Source organism: Clostridium sp. HBUAS56010, assembly GCF_007115105.1.
Taxonomy (GTDB): domain Bacteria; phylum Bacillota; class Clostridia; order Lachnospirales; family Lachnospiraceae; genus Lacrimispora.
This window is the reverse complement of record NZ_SULJ01000002.1, coordinates 84,256-98,781: the sequence shown is the minus strand read 5'-3', so window position 1 is coordinate 98,781 and position 14,526 is coordinate 84,256. Positions and strand designations below refer to the sequence as shown.

At 36.4% G+C, this 14,526-nt stretch carries 14 protein-coding genes; 12 read left to right on the top strand and 2 right to left on the bottom strand.

Annotated features, from left to right (window positions below; translation table 11 throughout):
* The first annotated feature begins 112 nt into the window (after positions 1 to 112).
* The 7 genes from FAY33_RS05050 (at position 113) to FAY33_RS05020 (ending at position 6,733) form a co-directional block, all read left to right on the top strand.
* Positions 113 to 310 (top strand): antitoxin, encoded by a 198-nt coding sequence (locus tag FAY33_RS05050; protein ID WP_143319692.1) that lies wholly within the window; start codon positions 113 to 115, stop codon positions 308 to 310.
* Positions 311 to 1,246 carry a DNA (cytosine-5-)-methyltransferase gene (gene dcm, locus FAY33_RS05045; protein WP_143319691.1) on the top strand — a complete coding sequence of 312 codons (936 nt, stop codon included), beginning with the start codon at positions 311 to 313 and terminating at the stop codon, positions 1,244 to 1,246.
* Positions 1,246 to 2,679: a DNA cytosine methyltransferase gene (locus tag FAY33_RS05040; protein WP_143319690.1), complete on the top strand. Its 1,434-nt coding sequence runs from the start codon at positions 1,246 to 1,248 to the stop codon at positions 2,677 to 2,679. The genes dcm and FAY33_RS05040 overlap by 1 nt, the downstream gene beginning before the upstream one ends.
* Positions 2,679 to 4,562, top strand: coding sequence for an AAA family ATPase (locus FAY33_RS19870; RefSeq protein WP_243126598.1), 1,884 nt, complete (start codon positions 2,679 to 2,681; stop codon positions 4,560 to 4,562). Before FAY33_RS05040 ends, FAY33_RS19870 begins: the two co-directional genes overlap by 1 nt.
* A 16-nt stretch (positions 4,563 to 4,578) precedes the next feature.
* Positions 4,579 to 5,802, top strand: a complete 1,224-nt coding sequence (locus FAY33_RS05030; protein ID WP_143319689.1) for an LlaJI family restriction endonuclease — start codon at positions 4,579 to 4,581, stop codon at positions 5,800 to 5,802.
* Between the two features lie 10 nt (positions 5,803 to 5,812).
* Complete coding sequence (locus tag FAY33_RS05025; RefSeq protein ID WP_143319688.1) at positions 5,813 to 6,241, top strand: very short patch repair endonuclease; 429 nt, start codon at positions 5,813 to 5,815, stop codon at positions 6,239 to 6,241.
* Between the two features lie 264 nt (positions 6,242 to 6,505).
* The gene (locus FAY33_RS05020; RefSeq protein WP_143319687.1) at positions 6,506 to 6,733 is read left to right on the top strand and encodes a hypothetical protein; all 228 of its coding nucleotides are present in this window, start codon (positions 6,506 to 6,508) and stop codon (positions 6,731 to 6,733) included.
* A 111-nt stretch (positions 6,734 to 6,844) separates the two neighbouring features.
* Here the strand turns inward: FAY33_RS05020 and FAY33_RS05015 are convergent, their stop codons facing one another.
* Entirely contained in the window at positions 6,845 to 7,243 is a 399-nt protein-coding gene (locus FAY33_RS05015) for a bacteriohemerythrin (RefSeq protein WP_143319686.1), read from the bottom strand.
* A gap of 218 nt (positions 7,244 to 7,461) precedes the next feature.
* Here FAY33_RS05015 and FAY33_RS05010 point away from each other — a divergent pair, with 218 nt between their 5' ends.
* The 3 genes from FAY33_RS05010 to metA are packed head-to-tail and all read left to right on the top strand — an operon-like array spanning position 7,462 to position 11,133.
* A complete protein-coding gene (locus tag FAY33_RS05010) occupies positions 7,462 to 8,235 on the top strand; it encodes a pseudouridine synthase (RefSeq protein ID WP_143319685.1) in 774 nt (257 codons plus the stop codon).
* Positions 8,236 to 8,239: 4 nt separating this feature from the next.
* Entirely contained in the window at positions 8,240 to 10,198 is a 1,959-nt protein-coding gene (gene ligA / locus FAY33_RS05005) for an NAD-dependent DNA ligase LigA (RefSeq protein ID WP_143319684.1), read from the top strand.
* A gap of 2 nt (positions 10,199 to 10,200) precedes the next feature.
* The gene (metA, locus tag FAY33_RS05000) at positions 10,201 to 11,133 is read left to right on the top strand and encodes a homoserine O-succinyltransferase (RefSeq protein WP_143319683.1); all 933 of its coding nucleotides are present in this window, start codon (positions 10,201 to 10,203) and stop codon (positions 11,131 to 11,133) included.
* A 462-nt stretch (positions 11,134 to 11,595) separates the two neighbouring features.
* On the opposite strand, the gene FAY33_RS19270 is transcribed toward metA, so the two are convergent.
* Entirely contained in the window at positions 11,596 to 11,751 is a 156-nt protein-coding gene (locus FAY33_RS19270) for a hypothetical protein (protein WP_185967496.1), read from the bottom strand.
* Between the two features lie 277 nt (positions 11,752 to 12,028).
* Between FAY33_RS19270 and FAY33_RS19265 the strand changes: the two genes are divergently transcribed.
* The gene (locus tag FAY33_RS19265; protein WP_185967495.1) at positions 12,029 to 12,994 is read left to right on the top strand and encodes a methyl-accepting chemotaxis protein; all 966 of its coding nucleotides are present in this window, start codon (positions 12,029 to 12,031) and stop codon (positions 12,992 to 12,994) included.
* Between the two features lie 74 nt (positions 12,995 to 13,068).
* Positions 13,069 to 14,082 carry a 3-oxoacyl-[acyl-carrier-protein] synthase III C-terminal domain-containing protein gene (locus FAY33_RS04990; protein WP_143319681.1) on the top strand — a complete coding sequence of 338 codons (1,014 nt, stop codon included), beginning with the start codon at positions 13,069 to 13,071 and terminating at the stop codon, positions 14,080 to 14,082.
* Positions 14,083 to 14,526: the final 444 nt, after the last annotated feature.

Below are 14,526 nucleotides of genomic sequence, written 5' to 3'. Positions count from 1 at the left end.
AGTAAGAATATTATATCAAGCGGTTTGGGCAATGTATAGAAATATAATAAAAATATGTTTACACCCTGATAAAAACACTATATAATAAGGGTGTTAAATGGAGGGAAACTAAATGACTGGAAAAAAAAATAGTAACTGTGGAAGGCCGGCAGGTCGAAAAAAAACAGCGAAAATTGAAATTGCGATTGAACCGATGGTTAAAGATGAATTCATGGACTTATTACATAGTGAAGGAAAAAGCGCCTCTGTTGAAATTGGATTATGGATTAGAGAATATATACGTAATAATAGGCTTAAGGAGGAAAAATAAGTGAAAGTCGTATCATTTTTTAGTGGACTCGGGGGCCTTGATAAAGGATTTGTTGAAACGGGATATGAAATCATTTGGGCGAATGATTTTGATAAATATGCGGTGCAAACGTATGAAACTAATTTTGGTAAACATATTGTACATGGAGATATAAATGAAATTCCTTTAGATAAGATTCCAGATTGTGATGTCTTGATAGGTGGATTTCCATGCCAGCCATTTAGTATGATGGGACAGCAAAAAGGATTTGAAGATACCAGGGGAACATTATTTTTCAGAATAGCTGAAATTATTAATGATAAAATTGAAAGAGGTAAAAAACCGAAAGCAGTTATATTAGAAAACGTAAGATCTCTAAGAACACATGATAATGGAAGAACCTATCAAGAAATACAAAGAATTCTGGAAGAAGAATTGGGATATAAAGTATATTGTGATATATTGAACTCGGCGGATTACGGAGTTCCACAGACTAGAAATAGAACATACATAGTTTGTTTTGCGAATGATAGTGCAGATTATAAATTTCCAGAGAAAAGGGAGCTTGATAAAACCTTACAGGATTTATTGGAACAAGAGGTAAATCCAAAGTACTTTTTATCGGACAGGATATTGCCTACAATATTATCTGATGGTACTGGTGGTTATAAGGCAAAGTCTGAAATTGATTTAAAAATAGCGAGACCTTTGTGTGCTACTATGGCTAAAATGCACAGAGCCTGCCAAGACAACTATGTTACGCAAAAAGGTCGAGTGAGACGATTAACACCTCGTGAATGCGCAAGATTACAGGGGTTTGAAGATACATTTAAAATACCTGTATCTGATTCTCAGGCATATAAACAGTTTGGGAATGCAGTAACAGTAAATGTTTCCAGAGAAGTAGCCCAGTCTGTTAAAAATACATTAAAGGAACTTGGAGAGTGGGTAGACTAATGAATTATAAAAATGATAAAACAGAATTTGAAGCATTTGCGGTTTCTGGAATAGGGTTAACTAAGAATGATAATATAGATTTGTGTGTACAACGAGTAACACAAAAAACAGGTGAATATTTTTTAGATAACAGAGCGGAATTCTATAAGAAGGAATTACTAGTTGATTCTGAGTTCGAAAATGCATTTAGGAACATAGCAGCAATATGTAATAGTGAATGTCAGAATTGTAGTGTCTGCACAGTAAGCAAGTATTGCAATACTTATATTATGAATGCAAGAAAGAATGTGCCTGAAAATGCACTTAGGATGATAGATTTATTTTGTGGAGCAGGAGGATTATCACTTGGATTCACTCAGGAAGGTTTTATTACAAGTCTGGCAAATGATATACAGGATTGCTGTGTGGACACGTATGCGCATAATCATCCAGAAACACCAAGAGATCATATTGTATTAGGAGATATCAATGATGTTGTTAATAATCTGAAAGAATTATTAGCTGGTAGAAAAGTTGATGTTGTTGTCGGTGGACCACCTTGTCAAGGATTTAGTATGGCTAATAGACAGCGTTTAATAGATGATCCAAGAAATCATTTATATAAGAGTTATTTGGAAGTTGTAAAAAAAGTGAATCCTAAATTCTTTGTAATGGAAAACGTAAAGGGGATGCTATCAGTTGCGGAACAGGTGAAGGAAGATTTTATAAACATTGGTTATACAGTTGAGTGCCGGATACTTAATGCGAAAGATTACGGAGTACCACAAAATAGAGAGCGTTTGATTTATATTGGAAATCGTATTGGAATAGACAATGAGTTCGTTTTTAAAGAAATATTTGCTTTAAGTAAAAACATTCCAGATTATACTTTGGGGGATGCATTATTTGGACTTAGAGAATTACAGGCCTCAAGAGTCAGAAATTCGACTGAAGAGGGTTCACAAGAATGTGGATATAAAATAGAGAAAAATATGGAGACAGACGCTAATGCGTATATTACTTATATCAATCAAGGACGCATAATAAATACAGTTATTAACCACAAGGCACGTTACAATAATGACAGAGATATAGAAATATATGGAAGAATGGAGCCAGGAGACAGGTCAGATGATCCTAAAATAGCGGATATTATGCCATATGCAAGAAGAAATGATATTTTTAAAGATAAATATTTTAAATTGGAAAATGATAAAATATGTAAAACAATTACTGCACATATGAAGTTTGATTGCAATATGTATATTCATCCAAATCAAGCAAGGGGGCTGACTCCAAGAGAAGCAGCACGTGTTCAGTCGTTTCCAGATGATTATTTCTTTAGAGGGGCATATACAAAGACATATATGCAGATAGGTAATTCAGTTCCTCCTTTATTAGGAAGGGCAATTGCACAGGTTATAAAAAAATATATGAAGGGTGGGAATGAATAATGGAATTTAACGAGGCATTAGAGATAATCCATCATGTAGTAGGTGGGTCAAGTAAAAATGAATATGATGGCATTATTGTAAAGCGTCTTGAAACATCTAATACGTTAGGTGGAGGTCGTACAACCAATCAGACTCATATCGCAATTTCGGGAGAACAAATGAATATGTTTCCCTATCTGAGGGCTGATGGATACTTTGAGTGTGAGTACGATAATCGAGACGAACAATTAAAAAAATATTTTATCACACGGATTCCGCTGTATTTGTATAAAGAAAATACCAATTATCTTGGAGCTGATAATCTTGAAAATATTTATGATGGAAATGAAAGTGTCTGTGTTAACGCAAGTATTGTTAGGAGCAGGAGAAAAGCACAATCGGATCAGGTGCAGTTATCACTTAAAACTATTGACGATGAGTCGTTTGTCGAATTTAGAAAGAATTTGCATACGGGCGATTACTTGGTTTTATTAAAACATAAGGAAAGCCTGGAATATGATTGTATCGGAGTCAAAGCAACAGATGAAACACAAGGTGATTATCATTTATCGAAATTAAATAATAAGTTTTATAAACTTCCAACAAATACAAAGGTTGATATTAAGAAGCTGATTGAAATAAATGATAGTGAAATTACTGATAAAAAATATACATTACAGCAGCTTGGAACAATTCTTAAGGATATGTATGATAATGCAGAAGATAAGATGCGGGTGGCTTCCATACATATTTTCGGAATCAAATATGGAAAGAATATTTTGGAGAAAAATTTTCGTGCGCCTGATATTATCAAGGAATCGGGATTAAATGATTCATATTCAACTGAATTACAAAAAGCCTTAAACATTTATCGTTGCCTAAACAAAAATACATATGGGATTTCTATATTAGGAGAAAATGATAAAATTATGAGCAGTGATTTGGGATCTGCAAAAAGGAAAACAGGAGCAGAGAATATTTTATTATATGGTGTTCCAGGAGCTGGAAAGAGCCATATAATTAAAACAAAATATTGCGCAGATGAAAGATATATAGAAAGGGTAGTTTTTCATCCAGATTACACATATTCTGATTTTGTGGGGCAGATTTTGCCAAGAGTTGAGAAAACAGAAAATGGGGATAAATTAAAATATGTATTTACGCCTGGACCATTTACAAAAATGCTTAAAAAGGCAGTAAATGATCCGATAAATTACTATTATCTCATAATAGAGGAGCTTAACAGGGGAAATTCACCTGCTATATTTGGTGAAATATTTCAATTGTTGGACCGGAAAGATGACGAAGAGGAGTTTTCCACCGAAGAAATAGGGGAAAGTGAGTACGGAATAGCCAATTACGATGTTGCATACGAAGTGTATGGTAATGAAAATCATTTTGTTAAAATTCCATCAAATATGTTTATTCTTGCTACAATGAATACAGCAGATCAGAATGTTTTTACACTAGATACCGCGTTTCAACGAAGATGGAATATGAAACAGATAGAAAACAATTTTGATTCCGCAAATCATTCAAAGTCAATAATTGCTGGGACAGAGTTGAGCTGGGGAGCTTTTGCAACGGTTATTAATGACCTTGTTGTAGATATAAATCTAGATATGGCAAGTTCTGAAGATAAGCGACTTGGTGCATATTTTGCAAAAAAGAAAGAATTGGAAGTAACCCGTTTTCCAGAAAAAGTATTGAAATATCTGTGGGATGATGCTTTCAAAATGGATAAGGTGGCAATATTCAGAGATGAATATAAGTCACTGGAAGATGTAATTACTGCTTATGAAAATTCAACGACAGATAAACTGGCAACAGTTTTGAGATTAGATATATATAATAAAATGATTGCAAAAATGCAGATGGATAAAAAGGAAGGTTTGGATAATTAGGCCAGGTGGTGACGAGATGCAGGAGATTGATATAAGAAGTAAATGTTCTATCAATTCAAATAGAGATATGGATACTTTTGTTGGATTAAAGTGTAACAATGGTGATTTGAGTATCAATTTTCCTCTGGGGTACCATGTGTCAGAAAATGATAAGGATTTAAGAAAAGATATTTTGTTGTTATTTTCAACATTAGGATCTAATACAGAACGTAAAGATTCAGAGATTCTTAACCAAGGGGATAAATTTGATGAAGTAGATTTTCCTATTCAATCCTATATGTTCATAATCCGAGATTATTATGACAGGGGTTATTTCAAAGGACAGGAAATGGTCTATGAAGTATCGAAAACAGGAAAGATAAACTGGGGAAGAACAATTAAGACGCAGCATCCATATGTGCAAGATAATGACATATTTTATCTGGACTTTATGACAAAGAAAAACACGATCAAAGAAAATGAGCTAATAACCTTAATTCACGAGTTGTGCGTGTATGAAAGCTTTGATAAAATTGGATGGCTGTTTACGAAATCAATGCCTAAAAAAGCAAGAGTAAAGAAAAACAAAAAGCTGTTTATCTCAGTTATAAAGACAAGGCTGGCAGATACATTTAATGATCGTAATAGAATTTTATTAAAACATATGATAGCAATTATAAAATTTCAAGGTGACAATGAGGCAGATAAAATTTATAGGTATGGTACATACCGTTTTGAATATGTCTGGGAGAAAATGATAGACAAAGTATTTGGAATTGAAAACAAAGCAGATTATTTCCCGAAAACATCATGGCTTTTACCACAGAAAATATATAATAATGCTTCACTAGAGCCAGATACAATCATGCTGTATGAAAATAATATTTATATTTTAGATGCAAAGTATTATAAATATGGGGTTACTGGGAAGACATGGGATTTGCCGGGATCAACCTCAATTAATAAGCAGATCACATATGGGGAGTACGTAGCTGGGGAAGAAAAAATCAAAAAAATTCATGGAGAAAATATGAGGGTGTTTAATGCCTTTGTCATGCCATTTGATTCTTTGAAAAGTAGATATAAAGAAAATTTGAAAATGATAAAAGCTGGTTGTGCAATTAGTAACTGGAAAGATAATAAAAACGACTTTGAAATGATACAGGGAATCCTTATAGATGTCAAAACACTGATGAACATAAATGTGCGACAGGATGAAAATGAAATTATGAAACTTGCAAAATTAATTGAACGAAAATAGGAGGTGTTTTATGGATGTTTTAACAAAAGAGCAGAGACATAAAAATATGAAAAATATCCATGGAAAAGATACCAAAATAGAAGTGATTCTGAGAAAGGCTTTATGGAAGAAGGGATACCATTATCGTAAAAATTATAAAAAGATACCAGGCTGTCCGGATATTGTTCTAACAAAATATAAAATAGCAATTTTTTGTGATGGTGAGTTTTTTCATGGAAAGGATTGGGAAGTTTTAAAGCTAAAATTAGAAAAAAGCAATAATAGTGAATTCTGGATCAGTAAAATTTCAAGAAATCGTGAAAGAGATGACGCAATCAATAAAAAATTACTGTTCGAAGGCTGGACCGTAATTAGATTCTGGGGTGAGGATATTAAAAAACATACAGATGAGTGTGTAAAGGTAATTGAAGAAGCGATTTTTACTATTTTAATAATGTAAGATACAGGATAGAATTAACAAGATAATGAAATAAGCATGGATTGTTTTTATGCAATATGAAAAGTAGTGATTTTGTACTTAGAGAACATGAAGCAGCAAAATGGTTGACAGTTGAAAATTTATATACTGTACAATGGCTTCCAGCGGATTTAGGGCTTATAGATAAAATTAAAAAAGTTTTAACAAAGCCCGGCCCTACCGTTTAAACACCCTCCCCCATGTCTACAATAGAAGTAGAATAACATGTGGAAAGGAGGGGGGAGCGTGAACCGGAGTTACCACGTTTATGCCTTGTCAGACCGGAAAAAAGCCAGAAATATTGAAACAGAGATTGCCAAGGTCGACGGAGTAGAGGATATTAGGATCTCAAAGGATTTAAAAGAAATGAATATCAAAGTAGAAAATGGAAAGACCGCCGCTGTTATGGAGCGGGTGGTAAATATCTGCAACCGCATCTCTTATGGCTGTGAAGTAAAGTATAAGTTTGTATAAGTAAATTGGGGTAACAAAAAAAGCGTCATAGAAACTGAAAATCCAGGAAGCTATGGCGCTTTTTCATTGCACACTTTCTGCACTCTTTGCTTTTTCGAGCAATTCAGGCAATTAATGAGGTTTCTTTGCATATTCCCCAATTTTCTTATCCATATTGGAAATATGCTTTGTAAGCCAGTCCAGAATCATCTGGTTGGCATTTAAAATTACCAGTAAATTACCGCCAGAAGCATTATAATCACTTTTTAATTTAGTAAGCTGTGAAATAAAAGCGGTATGAGCTTTTTTCTGCTCGTCATATCCCGGATAATGGATACTCAACATATACTTTTCTTCATCAGAAAAATGCTTTTTTGTATAGTCATCCAGAAAGGAAAGAAGTTCCCCTACATATTCTTTGGCTTTGTTATTCTTACCTGCTTCAAAAAGTGCCTCAGCTTTCTCGAACCACATCTTGTGCTGGTCGTCAATCATTGAAATTCCTACGGATAAATTAGATGTCCATGGCATACCTGTTACCTCCTCATTGGTAATAAATCTTGTCTTCTCTTATTATATATCCAGCAATTGGAAAAATCAAATCAATTTGATTATAAGAATAATAAAAATTATTATTGATATTTCCTCTGATATAGATAAAACCTAAGTCTAAAAGCAACGTTTAAAATTGACGTACCCCGTTTGCAATGCTATAATTTTTATCTAGTACACAATAAGGGAGAAAAAATATGGAGGCAGAGGGAATCCGTCTGAATAAATTTTTAAGTGAAGCAGGAATCTGTTCCCGGAGGGAGGCAGACCGTCTTGTTGAAGCAGGAAAGGTCCGGATTAACGGAAGCCTGGCAGTCACAGGGCAAAAGGTTCTGCCGGGGCAGTCTGTTGAGGTAAAGGGCCGGGTTATAACGTCTGCCGGGGAGAATAAAAGCCATAAGGAAAAGCCGGTTCTTTTAGCGGTTCATAAGCCAAAAGGAATCGTATGCACGACATCAGACAAAGACCGTGCCCCTAATATTGTAGATATGGTAGGGTATCCCGTACGCATTTACCCCATTGGACGTCTGGACAAGGACTCCGAGGGATTGATTCTTATGACCAATCAAGGCGATCTGGTGAATAAAATGATGCGCAGCGGAAATGCTCATGAAAAGGAGTATTTGGTAAAAGTAAACCGCCCAGTCACCGATGATTTTATTCGTAAAATAAAAAAAGGAGTTCATCTTTCTGAACTGGATGTGACGACCAGACCCTGTTTTGCAGCTAAGACAGGAGAAAAATCATTCCGTATTGTCTTAACCCAGGGACTGAACCGGCAGATCCGGCGCATGTGCAGTGAATTAGGGTTTGATGTACGGCTTTTAAAACGGATGCGGATTATGAATATTGAACTGGGCGATTTAAAGCCAGGAGCCTACCGGGAACTTTCGAAGAGAGAATACCATCAGATGAAAGAAGCCTTAAAAGGCTCAAGCAGTCTTTCCTATAAAGAACAGAAAAAGGAGTAATCTGATGGATGCGAAACAAAACAGAATGAAGGAACTGATTCAGATACTGAATGAAGCAGGAAAAGCTTACTACCAGGAAAGCCGGGAGATTATGAGCAATCTGGAGTATGACAGCCTTTACGAGGAACTGCAGAAACTGGAGCAGGAGACAGGAATCATCCTTTCCCAGAGTCCAACCCAGAACGTAGGATTTCAGGTGCTTAGTGAACTTCCAAAAGAAGCGCATGAAAGCCCAATGCTTTCCCTGGATAAGACAAAAAGCGTAGATTCCCTTGTTCAATGGCTGGGAAGCCAGAGGGGGCTTTTATCCTGGAAACTGGACGGGCTTACTGTAGTACTGAATTATAATCATGGAACGCTTCAAAAAGCTGTTACAAGAGGGAATGGGGAGATTGGTGAGGTGATAACCAGCAATGCCAGAGTGTTTTCAAACATTCCTCTGCAGATCAGTCATCAGGGAGAACTTGTTCTCCGTGGAGAAGCGGTGATTAAATATTCCGATTTTAACCGGATCAATGAAGAGATTGAAGATGTTGATGCCAAATATAAAAATCCCCGCAACTTATGCAGCGGTTCTGTCCGTCAGCTGAACAACCAGATTACAGCACAGAGAAATGTAAACTTTATGGCTTTCACCCTGGTATCCGCAGAAGGGGTTGATTTCAAAAACTCCAGAGAAGTTCAGTTCCAGTGGTTAAAAGAACAGGGGTTTGATGTGGTTGATTATGAGATGGTTTCGGCGGATACTCTGCCGGCTATGGTGGAAACATTTGCAAAAGCGGTCAGTGACTACGATGTGCCCTCAGACGGACTGGTTTTATTGCTCGATGATATTGCTTATGGAGAGTCTCTTGGACGCACAGCTAAATTCCCCCGGAATGCGATTGCTTTTAAATGGGCAGATGAGATGCGGGAGACAAAGCTTTTAAAGATTCTATGGAGCCCTTCAAGAACCGGACTGATCAATCCAGTTGCCATCTTTGAACCGGTGGAACTGGAAGGGACAACCGTAAGCCGGGCAAGTGTCCACAATTTAAGCATTATGGAAGCCCTTCAACTGGGAGAAGGAGATACCATTACGGTGTATAAAGCGAATATGATTATTCCTCAGATCGCTGATAATTTAACCAGAAGCCACACCATTGAGATTCCAAAGGAATGTCCGGTCTGCCAGGGACAGACGGAGATCAGACAGGTTAATGACGTACGAAGTCTATATTGCATAAATCCTGAATGTCAGGCAAAAAGAATCAAAAGTTTTTCTCTTTTCGTCAGCCGGGATGCGTTAAACATTGACGGACTTTCAGAAGCAACTTTAGAAAAATTCATAGGTGCAGGATTTATTAAGGAATTTGCTGATATATTTCATCTGGAACAATACGGAGAAGTCATTACCCAGATGGAAGGATTTGGAAAAAAATCTTATGATAATTTGATCCAGGCGGTAAAAAAGGCATCGCATACCACACTTCCAAGACTCATCTATGGGCTTGGAATTGCAGGAATTGGTTTGTCCAATGCCAAGATGCTTTGCAAGGAGTTTCGCTATAATTTTGAAAGGATGCGCCATGCGGAGGAAGAAGAACTGATATTAGTATCAGGAATTGGAAAGGTTCTTGCAGATGCCTGGATTAAATATTTTGAACAGGAAGAGAACAATGAGATGGTGGACCGTCTTCTTCGGGAACTTACCATTGAACAGGAAGAAGAAGAAGAAGGAAATAAGAAGCTGGAAGGAAAGGTATTTGTCATCACTGGTTCTTTAGAATACTTTGAAAACCGCAAAGCTCTGGAGGCTGTTATTGAATCCTATGGCGGAAAAACCACTGGTTCCGTTACCTCCAGGACCTCATATCTGATTAATAACGATACCACATCCAATTCTTCTAAAAATAAAAAGGCAAAAGAGCTGGAAGTGCCAATTATTTCGGAGGAAGATTTTAGAAAACTACTGGAGGAATAGATATGCCCATTAAAGTACAAAAGGACCTGCCTGCAAAGGTCATATTGGAAAAAGAGAATATATTTACCATGGATGAGGACCGGGCTCTCAGTCAGGACATCCGGCCTCTGGAAATCCTGATTGTAAATTTAATGCCCATAAAAGAAGAGACGGAAACCCAGCTTTTAAGGGCTCTTTCCAATACACCACTTCAGGTAGACTGTTCTTTTTTGATGTTGGAAAGCCATACATCAAAGAATACCTCCGCCAGTCATCTAAATAAATTCTACAACTACCTGGATGATGTCCGGAATAAAAAATATGATGGAATGATCATCACGGGTGCTCCGGTAGAGAGTATGGAATTTGAGGAGGTCAATTACTGGAACGAACTGGCAAAGATCATGGAATGGAGTAAAACCCATGTCACCAGTACCCTGCACATCTGCTGGGGTTCCCAGGCAGGACTTTACTACCACTATGGAATCAAAAAGTATAAAATGAAAAAGAAACTTTCAGGAATCTACAGCAATAAGATTCTGGACAGAAAGGTTCCGCTTGTGAGAAGTATGGATGACTACATCATGGCACCTCATTCCCGTAATACAGAAGTGCGCAGGGAAGATATTGAAAAGCACCCGGAGCTTAAGATTTTGTCAGAATCGGAAGAGGCAGGAATTTTTCTTGTTATGAGTGAAGATGGTAAACAGATCTTTGTTCAGGGACACCCGGAGTACGACCGTATGACTCTTGACGGAGAATATCACAGAGACATGGAAAAAGGGCTTAATCCTGACATCCCCTGTAATTATTATGAGAACGATGACCCTGCAACAACTCCTGTTTTAAACTGGAGGAATGCAGCAAATACGTTATATGCCAACTGGCTCAATTATTATGTATATCAGGTGACGCCTTATGAGTTGGGAGAAGCAGAACCGGAATACGTGATTTAGCAGAGTTTACAGCGATGAAAGATGATTATAGCAGTAATCTGTGATGCAGGAATCGGTATATGAAATGTATAAAACAGCAGTGTGTTTTTAAGCTGCCCATTATGGGAGGCTTTGGCATGCTGCTATTTATTATACTAAAAATCGTATTTTTATAAAGAAACAATAGATTCTGAATCAAAAATATTATACTAAATTGTAGGGATCATTGATATGAATTTCAACAATAAAAGATTTTAAACAAGAATAATCACCAATTTGTACTTGCTTTTTCAACAAAAAATGGTAAATATTGGCATTCCCATCCATGCGAAATCTGTCGATATATATTAGTAAATTTGTTTTAGATCGAAAGGGGATACATCGTATGGAAGCACAAATAGAACTCCGGTCTCGTGAGTATAAGCAAATCAAAATAGCAACGAAGTTACTTTGGATTTCTGTTATTTTAGGCGTTATATGTAACTATTTTGGAGGGTCGCCTATGAATGTCATTGTTGTTTTATTGACACTGGGCGCTGCAGTAGCAATTATTCTCTCTATTATTACATGGAAAAAAATATTTATATCTTTTACCAAGTATTTTGCTTTTGTTGGTTTAATTGTCCATGCAATAGTCATTACATTGGTTCATCCTAGTCTTGATTCTGTGTTTTTGTTGTTTTTTAATCTGATATTTATCAGCTTATTCCAAAAAAGAGTTTTGATTGTTTTAATTTATTTGTCCAATGTGATTATGCTAATCACGTTTTATTTTGTTTACGGAACTGAAATGTATGTAAATTATGATAATATCCAAGGTATATTAATTATTCTGTTTTATATGCTTCTGGGGTGTATTGTTTTATGTGATTTAGTAAATTTAATTAACAATTTGCAAAAAGAATCTGAGAAACAGATGGAAAAAATTCAGAAAAATAACCAGTCCATTAAAACCTTACTTATAAAAGTGTCAGACTCTGTAAACTTCTTGAAAAGGTTTAGTGAAAAAGTAAAAGGATCTGTTGGTGAAACAGCAGCGGCTTCCAGAGAAATTAATAATTCATTTACCAATGCAGCGGCTATTACAGAGGAACAGGCATCATCAGCAACGTCCATTTATCAATATATGGAAAAGAATTATGAATATACAACTTCTGTTTTTCATGTTTCAGGGGATTTGGAAGAGTTGTCCGCAAAGAATGTAGAAGTCATAAGAGAAGGAGATATCTCCGTTAAATTAATGGCTGATAAGTTTAAAGAATTAGACGGCATTATAGAAGAAACGGCAGTACTGATACAGGCATTTAATAATCAGACCCGTAACATCGAAGATATTCTGCAAAGCATAGACGGCATTGCACAGCAGACCAATTTACTGGCTTTAAATGCAAGCATTGAAGCTGCAAGAGCTGGTGAGAAGGGGAGGGGATTTGCTGTTGTAGCCGAAGAAATCAGGATGCTGGCAGAAAGAAGTGCCGGCAGTGTAGACCGGATTGGTGAGATTTTAAGACCCCTTTTGAACAGTTCCACGATTATTTCAGAAAAAATCAATCATGGACAGGAAGCGATGAAAGAAAGTCTGGTGCGAACAGACGAAACCGTTATGACATTTGCTACGGTACATGATTTTATTGAAAAAGTAGAAAACAGTGTTATTGATATTCATGAGAAGATAAGTGAATTAGAAGAGAATGCCAAGCTGGTAAAAGAACAGACAAAGGAAATTTCCGAATCAACAGATGCGATGTCACAAAATATTACCGAAGTAGCGGTAAAGTCAGACCAGCAGAATACGAATATTCAAAGTATCTATGAAAACTTCTATCATCTGGATGAAAGAATCCATGAACTGTTAGAATTAATATCTCAAATGGAAGAGTAAACAGAGAATAAACAATTGCATTGCAAAAGGGGAATTTATAACATTACGTTATTCCCAATAGAAAGGAGATTATTATGCCAAGAAATATCATAATAAAGTCCACAGGAATTTATCATCCGGAACATAAAGTTTCAAATGAGTATTTTATCAATCACTATTCCAAAATGGATGAAAATCTAGGAACCCGGGTTGAACATTTATTAGCGCACTTAGGCAGAAAAAACAGATTTATCAGCAAAGATAAACAGGAAAATGTATTAACAATGGGAGAAGCAGCAGCAAAAAACGCATTAGAATCTGCTGGTTTATCCCCGTTAGATTTAGATGGCATTATTTTCAGTACAGATACACCGGAATATACCTCCCCTTCCAATGCACTTATGTTATGCAGTGCACTGGGGGCAGAGAATGCACATACTGTCTACGATTTAAATGCCAATTGTGTGGGAATGGTGGTTGCACTGGATCAGGCCCAATCGTTTATGAAAGCAAATCACAGGATCAAACGGTTATTAGTTGTAGGTGCTTCCATGATTCATCACTATGGCTCGCCCTCTGATCCTCTTACCTATGCCTGTGTAGGGGATGCTGCCGCTGCCGCAGTCTTAGAAGTGCAGAATGGGGAAAGCAGGACGGGATTTTTAGATTCCGTATATGCAACCAAAATTGATTTGCGTGATTCCATTCTGATGCCAGAATGTGGTTTGTCAAATGTATATGATGACAGCATTCCAAAGGAAAAGAAAAAGTGGAAATGGCTCCCATTTGATACAACAGAACCAGAAGGCAGATGTGCAAAAATCATTGGTCAGGTGGCATCTGATAATGGACTGGATATGGCTGGAGTCAGGATGGTGTTTATGACACAGTTTTCAGAAGATGCACTGGATCATGTGGCTTCCCAGTTAGCTTATCCAAGAAAGAAAATGAAATATGTTGGAGATATTTATGGTTATACAGGTACAAGCAGTCCCGTTCTTGCGTATAGCCATGCAGTAGAAGACAGAGAAGTGAACCATGGAGATTATTGTATCTTTTGCAGTGTAGGCTCAGGTCTAACGGCTTCCGCCCTGCTATACAAAGCATGATAAAAGAAAAAACAGATTTTAAGTACCGGCTGAGCCGGTACTTTTTTTAGCTTCATAGACCCAAAACCATTGTGGAGAATGTCTTCATAATGGTTTTTTTTATAAAAGCACAAGGCAAATTTATACATTTTAAAAAAGAAAAAATAATATTTACACCACTTTTACCAAAAATACAACTCATAAATATAGAAAAACTTATGTTATACTGATTTCAATAAAACACAAGGAGGATTTAGCAAAAATATATACAAATAAGTTTATTTTGTGAAAATGTTTTGCTACATTTTTCCAGCCGGCGGAAAACTAAATTTTTGTACTATCTAACACTTAGAAATAAAAATCAGACTTTGCCAGAATGAAAACAGGCAGGAAAAAAGGGTTTGAACAATAAGAAAAATAATGTATTCTGCGTCAGGTGGGGGAACAGATTTTAAAAGGAGATGC

What these genes read in the sequence shown, in the direction of transcription:
- FAY33_RS19270 (WP_185967496.1), bottom strand. Translation starts at nt 11,751, where the DNA reads ATGACTATTGCATGGACAATTAAACCAACAAAAGCAAAATACTTGGTA.
- FAY33_RS05015 (WP_143319686.1), bottom strand. Translation starts at nt 7,243, where the DNA reads ATGCCATGGACATCTAATTTATCCGTAGGAATTTCAATGATTGACGAC.
- ligA (WP_143319684.1), top strand. Translation starts at nt 8,240, where the DNA reads ATGGATGCGAAACAAAACAGAATGAAGGAACTGATTCAGATACTGAAT.
- FAY33_RS19870 (WP_243126598.1), top strand. Translation starts at nt 2,679, where the DNA reads ATGGAATTTAACGAGGCATTAGAGATAATCCATCATGTAGTAGGTGGG.
- FAY33_RS05025 (WP_143319688.1), top strand. Translation starts at nt 5,813, where the DNA reads ATGGATGTTTTAACAAAAGAGCAGAGACATAAAAATATGAAAAATATC.
- metA (WP_143319683.1), top strand. Translation starts at nt 10,201, where the DNA reads ATGCCCATTAAAGTACAAAAGGACCTGCCTGCAAAGGTCATATTGGAA.
- FAY33_RS05030 (WP_143319689.1), top strand. Translation starts at nt 4,579, where the DNA reads ATGCAGGAGATTGATATAAGAAGTAAATGTTCTATCAATTCAAATAGA.
- FAY33_RS05010 (WP_143319685.1), top strand. Translation starts at nt 7,462, where the DNA reads ATGGAGGCAGAGGGAATCCGTCTGAATAAATTTTTAAGTGAAGCAGGA.
- FAY33_RS05040 (WP_143319690.1), top strand. Translation starts at nt 1,246, where the DNA reads ATGAATTATAAAAATGATAAAACAGAATTTGAAGCATTTGCGGTTTCT.
- FAY33_RS04990 (WP_143319681.1), top strand. Translation starts at nt 13,069, where the DNA reads ATGCCAAGAAATATCATAATAAAGTCCACAGGAATTTATCATCCGGAA.
- FAY33_RS19265 (WP_185967495.1), top strand. Translation starts at nt 12,029, where the DNA reads ATGGAAAAAATTCAGAAAAATAACCAGTCCATTAAAACCTTACTTATA.
- FAY33_RS05050 (WP_143319692.1), top strand. Translation starts at nt 113, where the DNA reads ATGACTGGAAAAAAAAATAGTAACTGTGGAAGGCCGGCAGGTCGAAAA.